The sequence below is a fragment of the Sphingobium nicotianae genome (assembly GCF_018603885.1).
GTDB lineage: Bacteria > Pseudomonadota > Alphaproteobacteria > Sphingomonadales > Sphingomonadaceae > Sphingobium > Sphingobium nicotianae.
The window spans coordinates 23883-44481 of record NZ_JAHGAW010000006.1; the positions used below are offsets into that span (position 1 = coordinate 23883).

At 65.3% G+C, this 20599-nt stretch carries 23 protein-coding genes and 1 tRNA gene; 6 read left to right on the top strand and 18 right to left on the bottom strand.

The annotated features are described in order from the left end of the window. Nucleotides 1-138: 138 nt before the first annotated feature. The 3 genes from KK488_RS09865 to rlmB are packed head-to-tail and all read right to left on the bottom strand — an operon-like array spanning nucleotide 139 to nucleotide 2165. Nucleotides 139-564, bottom strand: a complete 426-nt coding sequence (locus KK488_RS09865) for a DUF2147 domain-containing protein (protein ID WP_214623046.1) — start codon at nucleotides 562-564, stop codon at nucleotides 139-141. Next, nucleotides 561-1370, bottom strand: a complete 810-nt coding sequence (locus KK488_RS09870; RefSeq protein WP_214623048.1) for a hypothetical protein — start codon at nucleotides 1368-1370, stop codon at nucleotides 561-563. Before KK488_RS09870 ends, KK488_RS09865 begins: the two co-directional genes overlap by 4 nt. 42 nt (nucleotides 1371-1412) lie before the next feature. After that, nucleotides 1413-2165 carry a 23S rRNA (guanosine(2251)-2'-O)-methyltransferase RlmB gene (gene rlmB, locus KK488_RS09875; RefSeq protein ID WP_214623049.1) on the bottom strand — a complete coding sequence of 251 codons (753 nt, stop codon included), beginning with the start codon at nucleotides 2163-2165 and terminating at the stop codon, nucleotides 1413-1415. A 104-nt stretch (nucleotides 2166-2269) separates the two neighbouring features. On the opposite strand from rlmB, the gene KK488_RS09880 reads away from it, so the two are divergent. From KK488_RS09880 to sciP, 4 genes are all read left to right on the top strand, one after another. Then, nucleotides 2270-2355, top strand: a tRNA-Tyr gene (locus tag KK488_RS09880). A 267-nt stretch (nucleotides 2356-2622) separates the two neighbouring features. Further along, nucleotides 2623-3405: a PEPxxWA-CTERM sorting domain-containing protein gene (locus KK488_RS21325; protein ID WP_250890241.1), complete on the top strand. Its 783-nt coding sequence runs from the start codon at nucleotides 2623-2625 to the stop codon at nucleotides 3403-3405. A gap of 107 nt (nucleotides 3406-3512) precedes the next feature. Then, entirely contained in the window at nucleotides 3513-3731 is a 219-nt protein-coding gene (locus tag KK488_RS09890; protein ID WP_214623051.1) for a DUF6961 family protein, read from the top strand. Between the two features lie 6 nt (nucleotides 3732-3737). Next, nucleotides 3738-4049, top strand: a complete 312-nt coding sequence (gene sciP / locus KK488_RS09895) for a CtrA inhibitor SciP (protein WP_214623053.1) — start codon at nucleotides 3738-3740, stop codon at nucleotides 4047-4049. Between the two features lie 52 nt (nucleotides 4050-4101). Here sciP and KK488_RS09900 read toward each other — a convergent pair whose 3' ends face one another. After that, nucleotides 4102-4500, bottom strand: coding sequence for a hypothetical protein (locus KK488_RS09900; protein WP_214623055.1), 399 nt, complete (start codon nucleotides 4498-4500; stop codon nucleotides 4102-4104). 895 nt (nucleotides 4501-5395) lie between these two features. On the opposite strand from KK488_RS09900, the gene KK488_RS21665 reads away from it, so the two are divergent. Further along, on the top strand, nucleotides 5396-7048 hold the full coding sequence (locus KK488_RS21665) for a sensor histidine kinase (protein WP_214623057.1): 1653 nt from the start codon (nucleotides 5396-5398) through the stop codon (nucleotides 7046-7048). After that, a complete protein-coding gene (locus tag KK488_RS09910; RefSeq protein ID WP_214623059.1) occupies nucleotides 7045-7695 on the top strand; it encodes a response regulator in 651 nt (216 codons plus the stop codon). The genes KK488_RS21665 and KK488_RS09910 overlap by 4 nt, the downstream gene beginning before the upstream one ends. 9 nt (nucleotides 7696-7704) lie before the next feature. Here the strand turns inward: KK488_RS09910 and KK488_RS09915 are convergent, their stop codons facing one another. From KK488_RS09915 to KK488_RS09980, 14 genes are all read right to left on the bottom strand, one after another. Beyond that, on the bottom strand, nucleotides 7705-8172 hold the full coding sequence (locus KK488_RS09915; RefSeq protein ID WP_214623060.1) for an A24 family peptidase: 468 nt from the start codon (nucleotides 8170-8172) through the stop codon (nucleotides 7705-7707). After that, nucleotides 8169-8987, bottom strand: coding sequence for a hypothetical protein (locus KK488_RS09920; protein ID WP_214623062.1), 819 nt, complete (start codon nucleotides 8985-8987; stop codon nucleotides 8169-8171). Before KK488_RS09920 ends, KK488_RS09915 begins: the two co-directional genes overlap by 4 nt. Further along, nucleotides 8975-9961: a tetratricopeptide repeat protein gene (locus tag KK488_RS09925; RefSeq protein ID WP_214623064.1), complete on the bottom strand. Its 987-nt coding sequence runs from the start codon at nucleotides 9959-9961 to the stop codon at nucleotides 8975-8977. Before KK488_RS09925 ends, KK488_RS09920 begins: the two co-directional genes overlap by 13 nt. Next, complete coding sequence (locus KK488_RS09930; protein ID WP_214623066.1) at nucleotides 9961-10944, bottom strand: type II secretion system F family protein; 984 nt, start codon at nucleotides 10942-10944, stop codon at nucleotides 9961-9963. The genes KK488_RS09925 and KK488_RS09930 overlap by 1 nt, the downstream gene beginning before the upstream one ends. A 1-nt stretch (nucleotide 10945) precedes the next feature. Continuing rightward, nucleotides 10946-11947, bottom strand: coding sequence for a type II secretion system F family protein (locus KK488_RS09935; protein WP_214623068.1), 1002 nt, complete (start codon nucleotides 11945-11947; stop codon nucleotides 10946-10948). Between the two features lies 1 nt (nucleotide 11948). After that, complete coding sequence (locus tag KK488_RS09940; RefSeq protein ID WP_214623071.1) at nucleotides 11949-13307, bottom strand: TadA family conjugal transfer-associated ATPase; 1359 nt, start codon at nucleotides 13305-13307, stop codon at nucleotides 11949-11951. A gap of 1 nt (nucleotide 13308) precedes the next feature. After that, the gene (locus tag KK488_RS21670; protein ID WP_214623073.1) at nucleotides 13309-14514 is read right to left on the bottom strand and encodes a CpaE/TadZ family protein; all 1206 of its coding nucleotides are present in this window, start codon (nucleotides 14512-14514) and stop codon (nucleotides 13309-13311) included. A 12-nt stretch (nucleotides 14515-14526) separates the two neighbouring features. Then, nucleotides 14527-15135, bottom strand: coding sequence for a TadE/TadG family type IV pilus assembly protein (locus KK488_RS09950; RefSeq protein ID WP_214623075.1), 609 nt, complete (start codon nucleotides 15133-15135; stop codon nucleotides 14527-14529). Then, complete coding sequence (locus KK488_RS09955; RefSeq protein ID WP_214623077.1) at nucleotides 15132-15620, bottom strand: TadE/TadG family type IV pilus assembly protein; 489 nt, start codon at nucleotides 15618-15620, stop codon at nucleotides 15132-15134. The genes KK488_RS09950 and KK488_RS09955 overlap by 4 nt, the downstream gene beginning before the upstream one ends. After that, complete coding sequence (locus KK488_RS09960) at nucleotides 15617-17203, bottom strand: TadE/TadG family type IV pilus assembly protein (RefSeq protein WP_214623079.1); 1587 nt, start codon at nucleotides 17201-17203, stop codon at nucleotides 15617-15619. Before KK488_RS09960 ends, KK488_RS09955 begins: the two co-directional genes overlap by 4 nt. 13 nt (nucleotides 17204-17216) lie before the next feature. After that, nucleotides 17217-17510 (bottom strand): hypothetical protein, encoded by a 294-nt coding sequence (locus KK488_RS09965; RefSeq protein ID WP_250890242.1) that lies wholly within the window; start codon nucleotides 17508-17510, stop codon nucleotides 17217-17219. Next, nucleotides 17494-18879, bottom strand: coding sequence for a type II and III secretion system protein family protein (locus KK488_RS09970; RefSeq protein ID WP_250890243.1), 1386 nt, complete (start codon nucleotides 18877-18879; stop codon nucleotides 17494-17496). The genes KK488_RS09965 and KK488_RS09970 overlap by 17 nt, the downstream gene beginning before the upstream one ends. Nucleotides 18880-18952: 73 nt before the next feature. Continuing rightward, on the bottom strand, nucleotides 18953-19900 hold the full coding sequence (gene cpaB, locus KK488_RS09975) for a Flp pilus assembly protein CpaB (RefSeq protein WP_349356872.1): 948 nt from the start codon (nucleotides 19898-19900) through the stop codon (nucleotides 18953-18955). Between the two features lie 50 nt (nucleotides 19901-19950). Beyond that, nucleotides 19951-20130, bottom strand: coding sequence for a Flp family type IVb pilin (locus KK488_RS09980; protein ID WP_214623083.1), 180 nt, complete (start codon nucleotides 20128-20130; stop codon nucleotides 19951-19953). Nucleotides 20131-20599 lie beyond the last annotated feature (469 nt).

The following is a 20599-nucleotide window of genomic DNA, read 5'->3' on the forward strand; positions in this document are numbered from 1 at the left end:
CGTTGATCGGGTGGAAACGCCTATTCCGCCACCCGTCCGTTCGTGTCGAGCGAAGTCGAGACACGGTGGGGGGGCGTATGCGGGGCTCGACGTAGCGCGACACCCACGGGCGGGTTTTCATCCAGCCACCATCATTTTCTAGCGGGCGGGCGTGTCGACCAGCGTCCAGGTCTGGGATTTGCAGCCGATCCGGCCGATGAGGCAGCCCTGCGCGCGCAGGGTTTTCGCATCGACCAATATGATCGTGCCCGAGAATGTCTTGTTGATGTCGGGCACCAGCACCTTGCCGCGCCAGGCGGATTTGCCCTCCGGGACGAAGTTCTGGAAGAGCCGCGCGCCGATCAGCGGATCGGTGCCGCCGCGGCGCGCATCCGCCTGGGCTTTCGCATTGGCCCAGATGACCGTCCCGCACATCGCCGGACTTTCCCGGCCACAGGGCTCGGCGCGGACGTGCACGCTGCGCTGCGGATTGGTCCAGACCGCATTGTGCGGCTGGCCCTGCGCGAGCGCGCCGGTGCCGAGGCAGGCCAGCGCGGCCAGGGTGATCGCGCCGCGCGGTCTCATGGCAGCGGCGAGACCCGCAGCACCGCCATCGGCGCATCGCGCGTGTTGGGGCTGACGGTCCAGACGATCTTCTTCGATCCGTCCGGCTGGGTCTGGGCGCCGTCCTCCTGGTTCTGGCTGACGACGTCCGCCGTCGTGGTGAGCGTGAAGCTGCCGTCAAGCAGCGAGCCGGGGCCTTCGTCGCCACCCATGCCCCCCATGCCGCCCATGCCTCCCATCGAGCTCGACGCCGACTCGTCGTTGGCGAAGCCCGGCGCCTTCACGCGCAGCCGGTCCTTGCCGCGCAGCTCGATCGCCAGGAACGGGAACATGATCTCGCCGTCCGGATTGAACGGGAAGACGAAGGCGTGGTCGAGCCTGCCGCTGATCCGATAGTCGATGGCGAGCTTGCGATTGCCGATATAGCGCACCGAGCGGAAGCCATATTCGCCGCGCAGGGTGGTCGCGAGCTGCTGCAGCTTGGCGGCGTCCTCGTCCGATTCGCCGAAAGTTTCGTCCGCCTTGCCCTTGGTCTTCGCCTTGGGCTTGGCCCGGGCGGCGATCTGGATCATCCGGGGTTCGCCATCGCCCTCGTCCCAGCTCTGCTCGGAATTCCCGTCGCCCGGGTTCGCATTCATATTCTCCTCGTCCACCGGCGCGCTCTCCGACTTGGACTTGAGGAGCTGCACTTCGCCCACATAGGTGAAGGTGAAGCTGCGGTCGGCCTTGATGTCGAGCGTCGAGACGAACTTGGTGGGGACGAGAATGCAACTCGCCAGCAGCAGGGGCGCGGCGAGCAGCACGAGCCATCGGGTCAGTCTTGTCATGCCGCATGTCCCCCACTGGGCAAGGCAGGCGAGCGTCGCGCCTTACCGCGTCATGCAGGCGTATAGCGCGATCGCGGCCGCGTTGGAAACGTTGAGGCTTTCCATGCGCGGCGACATCGGCAGCCGGGCGACCATGTCGCAATGATTGATGCTGTTGAGGCGCAGCCCTTCGCCCTCCGCGCCGAGCACGAGCGCGACGCGATTGGCGCCCTCCAGCGCCGTGCCGAGCGTTTCCTTGGCGTCGCCGTCGAGCGCGATGCGCCAATAGCCGGCCTCGGCGATCTCATCGAGCGCGCGGGCGAGGTTGACCACGCGCACCCAGGGCACGATCTCCAGCGCACCCGCCGCCGCGCGCGCGACGACGCCGGATTCCGGCGGCGCATGCCGGTCCTGCGTGACGATGCCGAGCGCATCGAAGGCGGCCGCCGAGCGCAGGATCGCGCCGACATTGTGCGGATCGGTCACCTGATCGAGCACCAGGATGGGCCGGCGCGCCGCCTCGTCGGGCGCGCCTTCCTCCAGCAGGTCGCCGAGCCAGATGTCGTCAAGCGGCTCGACCTCGGCGACGATGCCCTGGTGCGGCGCGTCGTGCGGCACCAGTCGGCCCATGTCGGCGACATCGGCATAGACGATCGGCAGCACCGGCGGCAGCTCCAGCGCGTTGATCACCTCGCGCGTGCCCCAGATCTTGCGAATCACCCGATTGGGATTGGCGAGCGCGGCGATGACGGCGTGGCGGCCATAAATATGGGGATAGCCACCCTTGGGCTTGCCGGTGCGATGTCCTCTTTTCATGGTGCCGCTTTTCCACAGCGCGGCATTGACAGGCAAGGCCCCATTCGCCAAAGACGCCCCTCCAAATCCGTTATCGGGCTCGGCCCGGCCGGATCAGGCGCCTTGGAAGGGTGGCCGAGTGGTTAATGGCAGCAGACTGTAAATCTGCCCGCGAGAGCGTACGCTGGTTCGAATCCAGCCCCTTCCACCACCGCCTTACCAGCGGAATCAGCCTTTCTCCCCGATAGTCCGGCCCGATTTGAGAGGCCCCGAGGCGGCGTCACGGCGAAGCCTGACGATCGGCGCGGCTCGATCTGGACTTCTGCTTGCCAAAACAGAGCCGTGACTTTGCCTGTTGTCCGTGATTTCGGTTCTGTCGCAAGGAACGACGCGGAAGGAATATAGTCTAAAATGCGTAAATTCCCGTTAGTGTATTTCAAGATATACGTAGTTTAACAGTGCATATAACGAAAGTTATATGAAGGTAGGGCGTAACAAATCGAGACGATGGGCCGGGATTATTGTCATTAATGATTGTTTAAATGCCGACAAGACTCGGTTATTGAAGATGTGTGCTTCACGACTTCTGGCGGTTCGCCATTTTGGTTGTGAGCGCCGTGAAGATGTCTTCATGGAACAACTGGGAGTTGTGGGAATGAACAAGTTTCTTATGACGTGCAGCATCGCTGCCGCCGCGTTCGTGGCGATTTCACCTGCTCAGGCGGCCCTGCCGGCCTGTGATATTTCGGATATCAGCCCCACCCAAAGCCCGTTCACGACGTTCGGCTCGTTCGATTGCGCCGGCTTCGTCGACGGTCAGGCATTTGCCGGCAGCCCGGCTTCGGTCGCGCGTCTGCAGGGTCTGCTCGACGATCTCTATGGCGTCGGCGTGAAGAATGCGGGCTCGATGACCTATATCAAGCTCCCCGGCCTCGCCGGAGCGATGAGCCAGGATTTCAGCGCGGCGCCGTTCAACACGCTGCTCAATGGCATGACGCTGATCGGCCTGCACTACGGTGCCGGTCAGGGCTCGCCCGGCAATGCCGAAAAGGCCGACACCTCGGTTCTGTATCTCTTCGATGCGGGCGTCGATCTCAAGACGATTTACTGGAAGTACGGCGCCAGCTCGGACATCGTGCTGTTCTCGACCCAGCCGGGCGGGTCCGTTCCGGAGCCGGCGACCTGGGCCATGATGATCGGCGGCTTTGCCCTGGCCGGCGCCGCGATGCGCCGTCGCAAGGCGGCCGTCAGCTTCGCCTGAACAGGACCGGTCGATGAGTGACGGTCTCCAGGCCGCGCTCACCATGAAGCACCGCTGCGCCCACGCGGCGGTGCTTCTTTTTGTCGGATGAGGATCAGGCAGGCAGGATGACCAGCCAGCAGGAATTGTGGACCCTCGTGAGCATCGTGCTGGAGGAAAAGGGCGACGAGGCACCAGCCTTCGTCAAAAACAAGATTCAAGGCTTCACGCGCGATCGCAATGTCGAAGGCGCGGCAGTCTGGCGCGCGGTCGCGGCGCGGTTGCAACGGGTGATGGCAGCGCAGGGCGCCGAACCACACCCGATGCCCATCGCCCGATCCGCCTGAGCCCTCATGGCCGGGAAAAATGAGGGCGGCGCAATTCCGAAAGCCCCATGGGTGATTGGCCCATTGGGACAGCGACTGACCCTGGACATGCTTCCACCTGCGGGAAACGCGCACTGGCTGCCGATGCGAAAGGCGGAAGTGGTGGCGGCGGTCAATGGCGGTCTCCTCACGATGGAAGAAGCGCTCGATCGCTACAACATGACGCTTGAGGAACTTGCCGGCTGGCTGCGTGCCGTCGAGCGGTTCGGCCTGAACGGCCTTAGAACCACGCGCTCGCTGCGGTATCGGGCCATCCAGGAAAAAGAGCGCAAATATTAGTTGGCTCGGTGCCCGCGATGATCCTTGCGCCCGGTTGGCGGTTCATGCGCGATTACTTTGGTACACGCACGCTCTGCACCTTCTCAATGAGAACGGTTCTGGTAGCGTCGCCAAGATAGCGCTTTTGATGAGAAAACAGGCTCACACGGCCAACCAATTGCACGGTGAATGTGCCCCAGGGCGGTTCTGGTTTTCTCCAGCCTGCCGCTCGCCGGGTTGCAGCATCCAGCCGTTTACACTCTTCTTTGGTGCATCGGATGGAAGCTCCATTGCCGTCTCGAAATAGCCTCCCCGTCGCGTCATAACATTGTTCAAACCGGCTATTTTCGAAGTTGGTGAACCAAGTGCAAGTCAGATGGCGCCGCTTTCCGAAAGCTTCGTTGTCAACCGTGATCTCATCTTTGCCGATGGAAGTCGCGGATGCCAATGCCAAGATAGCCAGTTGCCACATTCCTCCATCATATCGTTGATTCCCATGCCTGCAATCGGGAGATCTTGTGATGGCGTCGAGCTATTGATTGTCGTCGCGACCGGAATCGGCTTCCAGCTTCGACATACGCGATCTTGGACGGCGCGGGCGTCGTGGATTCGAGAGATAAGCCCCTCCCCTTCAGGGGAGGGGTTTGGGGGTGGGGGCGATGCGTCAGCATCGCTTGCGCAGCAATAGATCTGAGAGGTCCAACCCCACCCCAACCCCTCCCCTGAAGGGGAGGGGCTTATGTCGGCAACTCGTCGGGACCGGACCGGCCGCTTCCAGCGTCGGCACCCACCATCTCGGACGGTTCGAACGGGCTGGAGCGTGCCTTATCAACTCCCGTCATTCCCGCGTACGCGGGAATCCAGAACCCAACCGCACTGTCATGGCGCCCCTCGATTCCGCGTTCGCGGGAATGACGATGTGGGAGCTATCCGCAATGGCGTCGCATCCGGAAGGGCAGGCTGTGGACGAAATCACTGCCAGCCGCCGTTCAGGCGCGGCCTGAATTATCCAGCCGTCCGAGGCCCATCGCACCAGATTGCGTCCGCCCTTCTCGAAGATGCCGACCCCGATCGCATATCTTGTGGCCGGCGTCGCCGCCAATCGCCTGTCAGGGGAGCAATGGCGGAGGCCGATTACTTGCGATGGTCTGGCGGCATTTTTGAAGGCTCCAAATAAACCAATAGCCTATATCTTACAGCATATCGCGACTATTGCGATCCCTCACCTTTCACGACGTGGAGAACTTCATCTCACCCCGGCGCAATCATGAACAATTGTTGGTGGGAACAGGGCTATGATGGTATTAAGTGTTAATCAATTCACCATATGAGCTATGACAAAGATATAAGTTAGGGTTGCAGACGCCGTGCAGACTATCGCGTCCGGAGAAATGCTGGGCAAGCGACCAGCCCTTCTGGCCCTGGCGCTGGCACGCGTCCTCATCGCCAGCGCGGTGCTGCTTCAGGGCCGGCAGGCGGCGATGTCGGGCGCCGCATTCCATACGATCCAGGGCCTCGTCTTCCTCCTGGCGGCGCTCGCCCTGGCGGGTCTCTTCCTCAATCTCCCCCGGACGAGGATCGAGTTTCTGATCCTGCTGCTGGTGGACTGGATATTCGTCGGCTGCATCACTTTGCTGGGCGCGCCGGTGACGGGCCTGCTGCTGCTGTTCTTCGATGAGATCGCGCTTCGTGTCAGCGGCTGGCCATGGACGGCGCCTGTCGCGATCGTGCCCCCGATCGTCGCCCTGGCCGGCCTCTGGTGGGCGGACAGGATGACGCATCTGAGCTGGATCGAGCTTCAGGTCCTGCCTTCGGACGTCATCGTCTGGGCCATCATCATGCTTCTTTATGCGCTGACGTCGCATTTCGCGAGCCGGCGCCGGGCCAGCCTCGAGCGTCTCAGCGACGATATCTGGATTGACCCCATCCTCGCGTCCAATCAGCCCTTTTCCTACGACTTCACCAAATGGATTCAGCAGCTCTCCAGCCTGTTCGGTGGCGAGCGCTGCATCTGCATGCTTGCCCTGTCTCGCAAGAACGGGCTGGCCCGCGTCTTCAGCAACGGGCCGGTTGAGCGCTTCCAGGCCGAATTGACGAAGGGGTTGGGGATACTGCGGGATCTGCCGGGCGGGCTGACCGTGGTCCGCGACCGGGAGCGTGAGCGCGCGGATCGCGCGAATGCCGACGATCCGATCCATCAATTGCACCTCCTGTCGCTGCTGGATCATGGGGTCATCATGGCCAAGCCGTTCGAGCTTGGCCGGCAGAGCGGTGTTCTCATCCTGGCCCATGATCAGCCGAACGACGCGGTTCTGGCGCAGGAGGCCCGGGCCATCGATCAGGCGCTGGACGGCGCCATCCAGCGGATCAACCAGACGATGGAGATGCGCCGCGCTTTCCTGACCGAGGCGCGCGAGGTCGCCCGGCGGGATCTGCACGACGGCGTGCTGCAATCGCTGGCCGCGCTGCGGATGCGGCTGCTCACCATCATCCAGTCCCAGGAGCTCGCGCCCGCCGCCAATGCGGAAATTCGCAACACCGCGGAGATCATCGCGCTGGAGCAGGCGCGTCTGCGCTCTCTCCTCGACGAGAATGTCGATGCCGATCAGCCGGTGAACCTTTTCGAGGCGTTGCGGCTGTGCGTGAAGACCACCGCGCTGCAGTGGGAGATCGACGTCGAGTTCGTCAGCGATGAGACGGCGATCCCGATGCACCGGGAGTCGGCCAACAATGTCGAATATCTGTTGCGCGAAGTGATCGCCAATGCCGCCCGCCATTCGGGATCGAAGGAATTGCGCTGTTCGCTGGCGCTGCGCGATCATAATCTGATCATCAGCCTGATGGACCTGTCGGCGACGCCCGCGCGGCTCTCGGGCGATTTCCACAATGGCCCGCTGTCGTCGCATTCGCTGCGGCAGCGTCTCTCGCTCGTGAATGGCCGGGCCTATTCGGATGGTTTGCAGACCGGCACGCTGCTCGCCATCGCTATCCCGCTGACTTATGATGAGGCAGACCTATGACGCGCAAAAAAGTCATGATCGTGGATGATCATCCCTTCTTCATCCATGGCCTGGAGCGCTATCTGAGCGCCACCGGCAAATATGAGATCCAGTCGGCCCTGTCGGTGGCGGAAGCCATGAGCAGGATCTACGCGTTCGACCCGCATCTCATCATGATGGATGTGTCGATGGCCGATGGCGGCGGCATGGCCATGCTGCGCCAGGTCAAGGAGCGGCTGGTCGTCAAGACCATGTTCCTGACCGTCCAGATCGACCCCGAGGACACGATCGAGGCGTTGCGCCTGGGCATAGACGGGATCGCGCTCAAGGACAGCGATCCCGAGGAGATCGTCCGGGCCATCGACGCGATCCTGGCGGGCCAGCCGGCGATCGATCCGTCGGTCACCGAGCGCGCCTTGCGGCACTCGGTCAGCAATCCCACGCCGAGCCTGCGGCAGGACGACCTTTTGACCGCGCGGGAGTCCGAGATCGTGGATTATGTCTGCACCGGCCTGCGCAACAAGGAGATCGCCGATCGCGTCGGGCTCTCCGAGGGCACGATCAAGGTCCATCTCCACAATGTCTATCGCAAGCTCGGCGTCAATTCGCGCTCCGAGCTGATCATCAAGCAGGGCGGCCTGCAGTTCCGCGATCCGTCCGACTATTGAGGGCGCGGCCTACAGCATGACCCGGGGGAGGGCCGCGATCGCACCGGCCGCGATCGCCACGCCATAGGCGATCTTGCCCTCGCGGATGGCGCGCGCGCGCGTTTCCTTGCTCTGGACCATCCGGATGAGCAGATGCGCGACCGCCAGGACCAGCCCGGCCAGCGCGACGCTGACGAACAGATAGAGCGAATTGCCCAGCGAGAACCAGAGCGCGATAGCGGCATAGAGCTTGGCATCGCCGCCGCCGAACCAGCGCAGCGCGAACAGGATCATCCCCACCGACAGCGCCAGCGCGAAATGCAGGAGATGCGACACCAGCGGTCCCGCGATGACGCCGAGCGCATAGGCGACCGCGAACAGGACGAGAAGCGCGACGGACCAGCCGTTCGCGATCGAACGCGTGCGAAGATCCTGGAAGGCCGCGCCGACCAGCAGCGCGCAGGCGAGGATCTGGCAGGCGATGGCAGCGTGGCTCATGGCCGCTTCGCCGCCGCCAGCAGCCGCTCGTCATAACGCGGCGAGGCCAGCAGCGCCTGGTCGATCAAGCTGCGGGCCAGCGCCGTCCGCCCCGCCCGGCGCGCGCCGTCGGCGGCATCGGCCAGCCGCTGCGCCCAGCGCTCGTCGGTGTCGGACGCCGCCCGTTCCGGCTCGAAGCCGCGCATCCCGTTCACCAGATCGAGCAATTGCCGCGAGGCGGCGTCCTGCGGCGCGCTCGTCACGCCGTCCTGCAGCGTCTCCGCCGCGCCAGTGAGATCGCCCATCCCGATCAGCGCGCGCGCCCGATCGTTGCGCAGCATCGAGGGATCCCCGCCCGCCGCCAGCGCCTGCGCGAAGGCGAACCGGCTGGCGTCCCGCTCGCTCTTCTCCCCGAGCAATGTGCCCAGAGCGCGCCACACCCGCCAGTCCGGCGCGCATCCTTCGGCCACCGCGCCCAGCCGGTCGATCGCGCTGTCGTCATGGGCCCGTTCCATCAGGGCGAGGGCCCGGATGCGCTTGACGCCACAGCGCAGCGCGCCCTCCGCTGCGACGCCCTCGATCAGCCGCTCGGCATCCGTCGCGGACCCTCGCGCCAGCGCCAGTTCGCCTCTCGCGAGCATGAGCGCGTCGTCCTGCGCGCCGGGATGCTGCGCATCGCGGATGAGGAGCAGCGTCGACGCCTCCTCGAGCCGTCCGGCGGCGATGGCGGTGCGGATAGCCTCGGCGTCGGGCTGGTGAGCGCTGGGCGCCGCCTGCGCCGCCACCGGACCCGCCGTCATGAGCTGCAGCAATGCCGGCAGGATCAGGAGGCGCATTGCGAGGAGGATGTGCGCGCTGCCGCGTAGAAAGTATAGGATGCCAGCCTGGCCTGCGCGCAGGCCTGCCTCGCCATCGTGATCGACAGCGCATTGGCGATCCGTCCGCGTGCGTGGCCGAGCGCGGCCCGGAACGCGGCCTGGCCGGTCAGCGCCTCGCGCGCTTCGGGCGCGACGGTCTCGCCCTTGTCCCACTGCGCGAGATAGTCGCGCTGCATGATCTCGGCCAGCACCTCGGCCGGCTTGCGCGCGGCGATGCGCACCTCGTAGATGCTGACGCGCTTGAGCACGGGCGCCGGTCCATAGGCGGGGACGGGGGCCTGCGCCCTGTCCAGCGTGAAGCGGACCGGCTGTTGCGGCGCCGCGGACGCGGCGGCTTGCGGTGCCCTGGTCGTCAGCATTGCGCCGAGCGTGCCGACCGCAAGGCGCGCCTCGGTCAGGACGGGCTTGTCGCCCGCTGGCGGCAGCGCCAGCGAAAGATCGGCGGCCTTGTCATGATCGACCGGGGAGCTGGCTTCCTGGCGCAGATGATAGCCGACCGGCCCTTCGTCCTGACCCGCTGGCATGTCCGCAGCCAGCTCGGCATCGCCCGCGCGATCCGTGGTGCTGGCGAAGCGGTCGAGATTGCGACGATAGGACGCATCCGTCGGCGCGAAGGCGATGGCCCGCTCGAAATAGCGCCGCGCCAGATCATCGCGGCCGATCGAGGCATAGGCGATGCCCAGCCCGTTGCTCGCCGCGGCCGAGTTTTCATCGAACCGCATGGCCTCGCGAAACTGGGCGATCGCCAGACCGTAATTCTCGCTCGCGAGGAACCTGCGGCCCTGTCTGATCAGGGCGTCCGCGCCCGAGAGCGCGGTCGCTTCGGGCACGCCGACGGGCCGGATCGCCACGCTCGCGTGTCGCCCCGCACAACCGGCGAGCAAGGATGCCATCAGCGCGCAGCAGCCGATCGAGCGATATGTCCGGTTCATCAATGTGTCCCCCGCATCAATGGCAACATCACGCGAACCACGCGCAGCGCCGCAGGCAGCATCAGCACGCCGATCATCGTCGGCAGCATGCAGGCGACGAGCGGGATGGAGAGCAGCACGGGCAGCTTGTGGGCCTTTTCCTCGGCGCGCATGCGCCGCTTCTCGCGCATCTCGCTGGCATAGATGCGCAGCGTCTGGCCGATGCTGGTGCCGAGCTTGTCGGACTGGATGAGCAACGTCGTGAACGCCCGGATCTCGTCCACCTGCGCGCGCAGGGCCATGCTGCGCAGCGCCTGCTCCCGGCTCGCGCCCGCGCGCAATTCCAGCGTCGCCGTCGAGAGGATCTCGGCAAGGAGCGGATGCGAGCGCAGGATTTCCCGGCCGACCCGGTCGAAGGCGGCTTCGAGGCCGAGGCCCGCCTCGACGCAGACCAGCATCAGGTCGAGGCAATCGGGGAAGCCGTTGACGATCTCGTTGCGCCGCCGCTCGGCCCGGCCGTTGAGCCAGATGTTGGGCAGATACATGCCGATCAGCGCGAGCCCGACCGAGATCAGATAGATTTTGAACAGGGACGGCCGCTCGGGGGCGAGCAGCACGGTCGCGAGATACAGGCTCGGGACGCCGAAGAGCAAAACGAGCCGGGCGAGCGTGAAGATCCGCACGGCCACCGGGGAGCGGAAGCCGGCCATGGCCAGCTTCGCCTTGAGCGTGTTGTTCTTCTCGTCGGTGAGCTGGATGCCGGCCCGCTCGATTGCCGCGGTCAGCTTGGCCCAGCCTTGCTGCCGTTCCTGCTCGCGCAGATATTTGCTGTCCGTCTCGGCCGACAGCGGCGATCCCGATGGCTCGACTTCCAGCCGCCGGCGGACGGCGGACCGGCCGGAGACAATGCGCGCGAACAGCAGGACGCCGGCGACGACCGCGATGAAGACGATCATCAGGACGGTCATGCGCAGGGCAGCGGAGGATATGAGGACGTCGACCATGTCAGACCTTCAGATCGACCATGCGGCGGATGATGAAGACGCCCAGCAGATAGAGGCCGATGAGCAGGCTGAACCCCATGATGAAGGCCGGATCGTTGGAATATTCGAGGTAGAAGGCCGGATTGGTCGCGAAGACGAGGGCGAAGGTGCCGATCGGCAGCGCCGTCAGCACCTTGGCCGACATGCGCCCCTCGGAGCTCAGCGCGCGCACCTTCATGTACATGGAGGCGCGCTCGCGGATGACCTGCGAGAGATTCTCCAGAATCTCGGCGAGATTGCCGCCGGTCTCATTCTGCACGGAGAGGGAGACCACGAACATGCGCATATCCTCCAGGTCCCAGCGATCCGCCATGTCCTGGAGGGAGTCCCGCAGGTCGGCGCCATAGGCGACCTCGTCTGTGACCAGGCCGAACTCGCTGCCGATCGGGTCTTCCATTTCGGTGGCCAGCAGGTTGAGCGCGGAGGCGATGGGATGTCCCGCCCGCAGGCCGCGCACGAAAATGTCCAGCGCGACGGGAAACTGCTCCTGCATCTTGGCGCGGCGCTTCTGGGCGACCTGCGCCAGGAACAGCATCGGCAACACGATGCCGATGCAGATGGCCAGAACCAGCGCCAGCTGGATCGTCCCGAGCGTCAGTCCGAAGCCGAAGAGCCCGGCGCTGATCACGATCAGACAGAAGACGGTCGCCGCCGCGGCGGCCATTGCGGCCAGTCCCTGCTTCGCGGTCAGCCCGATCTTGCTCGCGCGAATGGTCTTCTCGAACGAGCCGAGCAGGCGCCCGGCCAGACCGGGCAGCTTGCCGAGGCCGTCCGCCGAATCCTTGCGGATCTGGGTGATGATCTCGCGGCGGTCGTTGCCCTGCTCGATCATGCGCAGGCGCTTGTTGATCGCGCGGCTCGAGCTGCCGCTGGCGCGCCATTGGCCGAGCACCATCTCGCTGATCAGGAACACGGTGCCGAAGATGAGGACCAGGACGAGCGTCCGGATGACGGTGTCGCTCATCTCAGCTGATCCTCAGGTCGGGCCGGAAGATGTCGGCCGGCAGGCTGACTCCGTGCTCGTGCAATTGCTCCAGGAAGCGCGGCCGGATGCCGGTCGCCTCGAAATAGCCGTCGATCCGGTTGGTCTCGTCGCGGCCGCGAATGCGGTAACGGAAGATTTCCTGCATGGTGACGACGTCGCTTTCCATGCCGGTGACTTCCGACACGCTGGTCACCCGGCGCGATCCGTCGGAGAGGCGCGCGACCTGGACGACGACGTTGATCGCCGAAGCGATCTGCGCGCGCGCGGAGCGGGCGGGCATGTCGATGCCGCTCATGCCGATCATCTGCTCCAGGCGCGCCAGCGCGTCGCGGGCGGTGTTGGCATGGACGGTGGTCATCGATCCGTCGTGGCCCGTATTCATCGCCTGCAGCATGTCGAAGGCCTCGCCGGCGCGCACCTCGCCCACGATGATGCGGTCGGGTCGCATGCGCAGCGCGTTCTTCACCAAGTCGCGTTGGCTGATCTCGCCGCGGCCCTCGATGTTGGGCGGGCGGGTCTCCATGCGCGCGACATGGATCTGTTGCAGCTGCAACTCGGCCGAATCCTCGATCGTGACGATCCGCTCGGACTGGTCGATGGCCGCCGACATCGCGTTGAGCAAAGTCGTCTTGCCGGCGCCCGTGCCGCCGGAGATCAGCACGTTCCGGCGCGCCACCACGACGGCGGAGAGCACATCGGCAACGGCCTGCGGAATGCTGCCATATTCCACAAGCTTGCCCATGTGGATCGGCTTCTTGGAGAATTTGCGGATCGAGAGCAGCGGCCCGTCGATCGCGAGCGGCGGGATCACGGCGTTGACGCGCGAGCCGTCGGCGAGGCGGGCGTCGACATAGGGCGACTGTTCGTCGACCCGGCGGCCGACCGCGCTCACGATCTTCTGGATGATGCGCAGCAGGTGGCGGTCGTCCTTGAACCGGCTGTCGACGCGCTCCAGCCGGCCCTGGCGCTCGACGAAGATCACGTCATGCCCGTTGACCAGGATGTCGTTGATTGTCTCGTCCTGCAGCAGCGGCTCGAGCGGGCCCAATCCCAGCAGCTCGTCGAGAATGTCGGAGACCAGCGCCCGGCGCTCGGTCTGGTTCAGCGCATGCTTCTGCAGGGCGAGCTGCTCGTGCACGATCTCGCCGACCTCGACCTCGATCTGCGGCCGGGTCATCGTTTCGAGCGCCTGCAGGTTGATGAGCTCGATCAGGCGCCGGTGCAGCTCGATCTTGAGGTCGAGATATTCCGGCGCCGAGCGGCCGCGCGGCCCGGCATCCCGGTCGCGGGCGCCCAGGCTTTCGGTGTCGGCATGGGTATCGCGCTTGATCTGCCACATCTTAGCGCACAGCCCGGTCGGTCAGTTGGGCGATCGTCTGGGCGATCCGGGCATAGTCGCGCGCGACCTTCGATCGCTTGCCGAGCTCGGCGACGAGAATGCCCTGATTGTTGGCGGCGCTCAGCAGCGGATAGTCGTTGTGGACGGAGAGCGTGACCGGATGGCCCAGCGCTTTCGCCGCGTCGTCGAGGCCGATGGTCTTGAACAGCCGCTGCTCGACACGGTTGACGAGGATCTGGATCTTGGCCGGGTCGACGCCCTGGCTGCGCAGCAGTTGCAGCTGGCGCCGGCCCTGCCGCAGGCTGGCGATGCTGAGCGTGACGACCAGCACGATGATGTCCGCCTCGGCGACGACCGCCAGCGTCCAGTTCGCCCAGTTGGCCGGTAGATCCGCGACGACATAGTCGAACTCGCCCCGCGCCGTGCGCAGGATTCGGCGGATCTGCGTCTCGTCGACCGTTTCGATCGGCTGGATGTCGGGCGGTGCCGCGACGAAACGAACCCCGCCGGCCACGTCCGAGGAGACCGTGCGTAGGAAGTCCCCGTCGATGCGCGCGCCGCCCGCCAGCAATTCGCTGAGGGAAGGCTCGTTGGGCGCGCCCAGATAGGTGGCGGCATTGCCGAACTGCACGTCCAGGTCGAACAGGCATGCCGAGCCGTTGCCGCCTTCCGCGCCGAGCGAGGTCGCGAGATTGACCGCGACATTGGTCGCGCCGACGCCGCCTGTGCTTTTCACCACGGCGATCAGCCGGCCGTTGCGGCGCTCGCCCGCCACCGGCTTTGGCGCCAGGCTTCCCAGGATTTCGCCCACGCTCTCGGCCAGCTGGCGGATCGAGAGCGGCAGGTCGACCACGTCGTTGACGCCCTGCCGCAGCAGCGTGCGCACCAGCGCGACGTCGGCGTCGCGGGCCAGCGCGATGATCGGCAGGTCGGGATTGTCGGCGCGCAGGTCCGTCAGGCGCGCCAGCGAGCGCGGTGTCCGCGCATCGACCTCGACGCACAGGATCGAGGCGGACTGCACGATGCCGCGCGCGACCGGCTCCGTCAGCTCGGCCGGATTGACGGTGACGGCGAGGCCGGAGGCGCCGGGATCGCCTTCCTCGAGCTGCGCGATTTCGGCTTCGCTGAGGACGATCTCGATCTTGTACTGACTGAGGTCCAGGATCTCGTCCTCCGATATGCCAAGCTTGTGATCGAAAAGTCCCACGATAATCGTCCGTCAGTTCAAGTCGGTGCCGGCGCCGTCTTCCAGGCTGAGGGTCGCGCTGAAACTCGGCAGAGTGATCGACGCGCCGAACAGCAGGAGCGTGATCGGCTGAAACACCACGTTTCGCAGATTGACGGTAACAAGTGGTGAAACGTCCGGCCCGTTCGGGTCGCCGGCATAGCCGAGCCCCGAATAGCCGTAGTCCACCGTGACGTTCGCCGCCTTGATGTCCGGTTCGAGCTGCGCCATGCGCGCCACGAGCCGGTTGAACGCGTCCCCGTTGCGCGTCATGCCGAACGGGCAGCTGCCGCCGCTCTTGCACGCGCAGGTCGCCGAATCGCAGCTCACCCCCGGGAAGGCGCTCTCGGGGACCGGGTCGCCCTGTGGGACGCCGTTCGCCGCATAGCTGTAGGTGGCGAGGTCGCTGGGCACGAGATCGGTCGCCACCGCGAAGCGCACGCCCATCTGGGTGGCTTTCTCCGCCTCGTTCCAGGTCCACATCAGCCGGCCGACGTCGATCGCGCCGAAGATGAACAGCAGCAGCAGCGGCAGCACCATCGCGAACTCGGCCGCCGAGGCGCCCGCGCGATCCCGCCAGAAGGCCCGCAGCGCCCCCCTCATATGCCCATCACCGGCGACTGGGCCGAGGCCACGAGGTTGAGATCGTTCGCGAAGATCAGCGATCCGAACAGCGCGGTATAGGGCACGGTCGCGCTGACCGTCACGCGCGGCGCGTCCCCCGCATTGGCGGCATAGATCCCGCTCTCGCCGGAGACGCATGAGACCGCGAGCGTGACCTGCGCGTCGGTCCAGCCGGCGATCCTCGGCGTCGTGCCGCTCGGTGACCCGGTGCGCGTGACCGCCCTGATCGCGCTCGCCGCCGCGCTGTCGGTCACCGCCGCGCAGCTATATTTGCCGAACGACTGGCGCCCGGCGAAGCGCGCCCCGTCGCGCACCGCCTTGATCAGGACATGCTCGTTCCAGAAATAATTGCCGGCCTCGAACGCGCCGAACATGATGATGATCAGCAGCGGCGTCACCAGCGCCATCTCCGCCGCCGCGGTGCCGCGCCGGTCGCGCAGGAAGGAGGCGAGCAGGCGCGTCATTTGACCAGATACGGCACGTCGCGGCGCACCACCTGGCCGGCCGTGCCCGCGCTGGTGCTCGTGCCGGCCTCGGCGATCACTTCGACATACATTTCGTCCTTGGACGTGCCGCTCTTGTAGGTGACGGAGCGGCCCAACGAAGGCTCGGTGAGGAAGACGTCGATCCACTTCTGCACGGGCAGGTTGGTGGAATTGCCGTTGACGCTGTTGGCGGTGCAGTTCACGACCGCGACCGAGAGCCGGCGCCGGTCCGGGTGGGAGCCGCCCGGCGCCATGCCCGGCGTTACGCATTTGGGCGCGCCGTAGGCATATAACGTGTCGACCGGGCGGCCCGCCGGGTCCAGCACTTTCTGGCCGTTCAGCACCGTGCCGGCATTGTCCATTTCCCACTTGTAGACTTCGTAGCGCGAGGCATTGGCCGCCAGATGCGTGCCCGCCATCCAGCCGCTATGGTTGAGACCCTTGTAGTTGACCCGGAAATAGGCGTCGATATCCCACACGCCGTCGCCGATCCGGCTGCCGCCGGTCTGGCCACTGCAGGTGGTGTCGAAGGCGTGGCAGAGATCGCGCGGATAGCCCATCGCAAGCGGATCCTGTGCGCCGGTGGTCGGCAGGGCGGTGGTGGTCGTCACCGGCGTCGCTGTCTTGCCGTTCTTGCCACCGAGATAATAGCCATAGCCCGTGGCGGCTTCCTGCCAGCCCTTGTTCTGGACGATACAAGCCTGGTTGCCGGTGGTCTTGTTGTCCTTCACCAGATCCTTGGTGCTGTTGGTCGAGGGCGGGCAGGTGCCGCCGCTGGGGCAGGAGCTGGAATCGCCCACGTCGAAGCGCGTGTTGAGCGCATCGATCACGGTCTGGCCCATATTGCCCGGATTGGTGCTGACGCCGGTTCCGGGCGAGCAGTCATAGGGCAGCGACACCCAGCCGATCGCTTTCGCCAGATCGGGCGTGCCGTTGCCGCTGCCGGTCTTGAGGAAGCCGAAATTGCCGGGCGCCCAGCCGCCGCTGACCAGCTTGAGGCCCTTCCTGAGATAATTGCCCACCGTGAAGGCGGGGTCGGTCGCCTCCGCCGGATTGCAGATCATCAGCGGCGGCACCTTGCAGATCGCCGATCCCAGCCCCGCCATCGCGATCGCGTCGAGCGATCCGGAGCTGATCGCCCCGACGATCGGCGTCAGCGCATAATGGACTTCCCGGCCATCGACGGTGACCTTGACGAACCGCGCCGTCGCATCCGCCGTCGTCGCCGTCGTACCTTGATCGGTGTAGAACTCGACCTTCGCCATCGCGACCGAGGGCTTCGTCCCCGCATCATAGGCCAGCAGCGTCGAGTTGGTGACGAGCGCGCTCGCCGCCGCCGTCGCGCGCGCGATGGCGCCGCTCTTGCCATCGAGCTGCGTCGCCGCCGCCAGCGCGGCCTGATCCGCCGCATTCTGCAGCTCCGAGTGGAGGCCGGCCATGCGCGCATAGTCGAAGGCGATGCCGCCCACGCCGATCAGCGCGACCAGGCAGAGCGCCACGGTCGGCGCCACCGCGCCGTCGGTCGATCCATGCAGGGCTCGCAGTCGGGTCGTCAGCGCCATCGCATCCTCCCTGTTACCGCCCGGAACCGCCCGAGTTCGATGCGCCGCCGGAAATGCCGTCGGTCGTGCGGATGCCCTTGGGCGGCTTCACTCTGTCGGTGCGATAGCGCTCGACGGCGGCCGCACCCTTCTGGCCCGAATAAGCCGGCTCGGCCCCGTTGGCGGCCGGATCGGGGTCGATCGTCTGCGCCGCCAGATTGGTGCGCACGCTGTCGCCGAAGCCCGCGTCCATCGGCGTGCAGGCGCCCAGGCACAAGGGCAGGCTCAGGGCGAGGGCAAGCGCGCCGACCTTAATATTCATAGCCATCACGCTTCTCCTTGGCCTTCTTGCTGTCGCTCGCCGGCGCAGTCGCGCCTTCGGGCGCGGGCAGCACCGGCACCGCCCCGTCGGTCCGCCCCATCAGGAACAGGTCGCCTTCCCGCGCATCCTTGACCCGATCGGTCGGCAGCGAGATCTGCGCGGGCTTCACCGGCTTCACCAGATGCGGGATGACGACGATCACCAGCTCGGTCTCGCCGCGCTGGAAGCCCGTCGAGCGGAACAGCGTGCCCAGAATGGGCAGCGATCCCAGGATCGGCAATTGCCGCACCGTCGTGCCGAAATCCTTCTGCATCAGGCCGGCGATGGCGAAGGCCTCGCCGTCGTGCAGCTCCAGCACCGTGCTTGCCCGCCGCGTGCGCAGGCCGGGGATGGAGAGGCCGTTGATCTGCACCGAGGAACTCTGGTCGATCGCGCTGACTTCCGGCTCGACCGCCAGGCTGATCACCTTGTCGGCCAGCACCGTCGGTGTGAAGGCCAGGCTGACGCCGAACGGCTTGAACTCGACCGTCACCTGTGCGGCGCCGCCACTGCTATTGCCGTTCTGCACCACCGGAATCGGGAATTCGCCGCCCGCCAGGAAGGAGGCGGTCTCGCCCGAGAGGGCGATCAGCGTCGGCTGAGCCAGCGTCTTGACCAGCCCCTTGCTCTCGAGAGCATCCAGCGTGCCTTCGATGCCGACACCGCCGATATTGAAGAGCTGGCGGAACACGCCGAACGTGTCGGTCACCGCAGTGCGCTGCATGACGCCCACGCCGGTATCCTTGTCCGGCACGAGCTGGGCGCCATTGCCGAACACGCCGTCGAACCGGCCGCTCTGGCTGTTCAGGAAGGCGCCGATGCCCAGCTTCTTGGCGGTGTCGCGCTGCACTTCGGAGAAGCGCACTTCCAGCATCACCTGCTGGCTCGCGCCCAGCGACACCATGTTGACCACCTTGTCGCCCGAATAGGTCTTGGCGAGCTGGACGGCCCGGTCGATCGCGGGCGCGCTGGAGGCGACACCGGTGAGGACGATCGCGTCGTTGGAGATGCTCGCGCCGATCTTCTCGCCCGGCAGCAGCTCGCCGATCTGGCGACGCAGCGAGACGATGTCCGGCCCGACCGCGACATCGACAACCGCCATCACATGGTCCGCCTTGTCGAACACGGTGAGGCTGGTCGTGCCGATCTTCTTGCCGAGCACATAGATGCTCTTGGTGGTGATCGGCATGACGTCGGCCACCTCGGCATTGCCCACCATCACCCGGCCGACCGGCTGGTCGACCGTCAGCATCTGGCTCTTGTTCAGCGGCACGTCGAGCTGGCCGGCGCTGACGCCGGAGGCGGCATCCTGCCATGACGGCGGGGGGGCCGCCATGGCAGAGCCGGGAAGCCCCGTGAGGAGGACGGCACAGACCATGCTGACCAACGTGGGAAACGCTTGCATGTCCTTAATTGCCGCCGTCACGGGACACCTCGACCTTGGAAATGGAAAGACCCTTGCCCACGATCACGGCCGGGCCGCTCGGCCGCGCCGGCGCGGCCGCACGCGGTGCGGCAGGCGCCCGGTGATAGGCCGGCGCCGCCGCCGCAGCGGGGGCAGGAGTGTAGTAGGGATAGCCGCCCGATCCGAGATCGGCGACCGTCACGGTCCGCGTCTCGGCCGGCTTGCGGTCCGCGACATTGCGCAGGGAGAGAGAAAGCTGGCCGATCTGGCCGGCCAGCGCGATCTTCTGCGCCTGAATGGGGTCGACTTCCAGGGTCACCGTCTTGCTGACCTGCGGGTCCTTGCTGGCGTCGTTGGCATTCTGGTCGGTCGCGATGACGCGCACATTCTCGACGATCGTGTCGGTGATCTGCTCGGCGGCGCTGGCGCCACTGGCCGGCGGCTGCCGCGTCAGCAACACGTCGACGCTGTCGCCCGGCGCGACGAACCCGCCAACGCCCGAGGCTTCGTTGACCCGGATCGCGACGGCGCGCTTGTCGCGCGACAGCGTCGCGGAAATGACGGCGCGGCCACCGGGGCCGGAGATCATCGGGCGCAGCACCGGCACGCCCGCCTCGATGGGGCGCAGCGTGACGCGTGGCCCGGCGGGATCGGAGAGCAGCGCGCGAATATCGTTGAAGGAGCCCTCGGGGACCGACGAAGACGGCCATTGCACGACCTTGAGCTTGTCGGCGGTGATCTGGTCGCCATAGTTCAGCGGAACGCGCGCGGCGACGATGGTCGCTAGATTTAAATCCTCGGCAATCTTTTCGTTGTGTCTCGCAACACCCGTAAAATAACTATTTGCAAGATATACGGCAAAGACGCCCATCAGGAGCGCAATGAGAAGAATTACAAAGTTACGTTGATTCGACAACGTACGCGCTCCCGAAGAAACCGAAGAGACTGCCACGCCGATCGCTGTTGGCTCGGACCGTGGCAGCCTTCGAGGTCAGATCGAACTTACTGAACTTCGTGGGCGGTGATGAAAGTACCCGCGGCCGTCAGTGCGTCGCTAATGCCACTGCCAAGTGCGCCAGCGCCGACAACGATGGCGGTGCCAATGACGCCGAGGATCAGCGCATACTCGGCAGCGGCAGCGCCTGTCTGGTCGTACAGAAAGGTCTTGATGAATGTCTTCATGATTAAGTTCCCATGCAACAAATTGAGCTTGAACCCATTTCATGCTCATTTCTCGCCCACCTGAGAAATTTATTACGAAAGCTCTGCAACCCACGTTTCAGTCCGGGTTTTTCAACCCTTTCGCAGCCCTCCTCAGGGAACGCATTGAAAAGAAACCATTATCGCCTGTTAGTCAATTTTTAACTTTCTGAGTATTTTCAATAGCTTGTGAAAACGGTTCGTTAACCATGTAAAATGATATTTCTAAGTAAAAACACGTACCGCTATAATACCTTAAGTCAGGTTTTAACCAAATTTGATAAATAATTCGTTATATAACCTTCGTTTATTCATCCGCGCGGAAATGCGTCATCAATCTGAATTTTCGGGCATTTTTCCGACATGGCGGAATTCGCGCCGTGCGCGCTGCGGCCCCGGCGAAAATGGTTCCCGGCAATGAGTTCAGCCGTGCGAATCGGCGGCCGAGTCG

Coding starts and splice junctions, on each gene's coding strand:
- rlmB (WP_214623049.1), bottom strand. CDS start 2,165: ATGAAAAGAGGACATCGCACCGGCAAGCCCAAGGGTGGCTATCCCCAT.
- KK488_RS09890 (WP_214623051.1), top strand. CDS start 3,513: ATGACCAGCCAGCAGGAATTGTGGACCCTCGTGAGCATCGTGCTGGAG.
- KK488_RS09980 (WP_214623083.1), bottom strand. CDS start 20,130: ATGAAGACATTCATCAAGACCTTTCTGTACGACCAGACAGGCGCTGCC.
- KK488_RS09930 (WP_214623066.1), bottom strand. CDS start 10,944: ATGGTCGACGTCCTCATATCCTCCGCTGCCCTGCGCATGACCGTCCTG.
- KK488_RS09935 (WP_214623068.1), bottom strand. CDS start 11,947: ATGAGCGACACCGTCATCCGGACGCTCGTCCTGGTCCTCATCTTCGGC.
- KK488_RS09970 (WP_250890243.1), bottom strand. CDS start 18,879: ATGGCGGCCCCCCCGCCGTCATGGCAGGATGCCGCCTCCGGCGTCAGC.
- KK488_RS09870 (WP_214623048.1), bottom strand. CDS start 1,370: ATGACAAGACTGACCCGATGGCTCGTGCTGCTCGCCGCGCCCCTGCTG.
- KK488_RS09900 (WP_214623055.1), bottom strand. CDS start 4,500: ATGTGGCAACTGGCTATCTTGGCATTGGCATCCGCGACTTCCATCGGC.
- KK488_RS09925 (WP_214623064.1), bottom strand. CDS start 9,961: ATGAACCGGACATATCGCTCGATCGGCTGCTGCGCGCTGATGGCATCC.
- KK488_RS09955 (WP_214623077.1), bottom strand. CDS start 15,620: ATGACGCGCCTGCTCGCCTCCTTCCTGCGCGACCGGCGCGGCACCGCG.
- KK488_RS09940 (WP_214623071.1), bottom strand. CDS start 13,307: ATGTGGCAGATCAAGCGCGATACCCATGCCGACACCGAAAGCCTGGGC.
- sciP (WP_214623053.1), top strand. CDS start 3,738: ATGGCCGGGAAAAATGAGGGCGGCGCAATTCCGAAAGCCCCATGGGTG.
- KK488_RS09910 (WP_214623059.1), top strand. CDS start 7,045: ATGACGCGCAAAAAAGTCATGATCGTGGATGATCATCCCTTCTTCATC.
- KK488_RS09915 (WP_214623060.1), bottom strand. CDS start 8,172: ATGAGCCACGCTGCCATCGCCTGCCAGATCCTCGCCTGCGCGCTGCTG.
- KK488_RS09950 (WP_214623075.1), bottom strand. CDS start 15,135: ATGAGGGGGGCGCTGCGGGCCTTCTGGCGGGATCGCGCGGGCGCCTCG.
- KK488_RS09865 (WP_214623046.1), bottom strand. CDS start 564: ATGAGACCGCGCGGCGCGATCACCCTGGCCGCGCTGGCCTGCCTCGGC.
- KK488_RS09965 (WP_250890242.1), bottom strand. CDS start 17,510: ATGGCTATGAATATTAAGGTCGGCGCGCTTGCCCTCGCCCTGAGCCTG.
- KK488_RS09920 (WP_214623062.1), bottom strand. CDS start 8,987: ATGCGCCTCCTGATCCTGCCGGCATTGCTGCAGCTCATGACGGCGGGT.
- KK488_RS21325 (WP_250890241.1), top strand. CDS start 2,623: ATGAAGGTAGGGCGTAACAAATCGAGACGATGGGCCGGGATTATTGTC.
- KK488_RS09960 (WP_214623079.1), bottom strand. CDS start 17,203: ATGGCGCTGACGACCCGACTGCGAGCCCTGCATGGATCGACCGACGGC.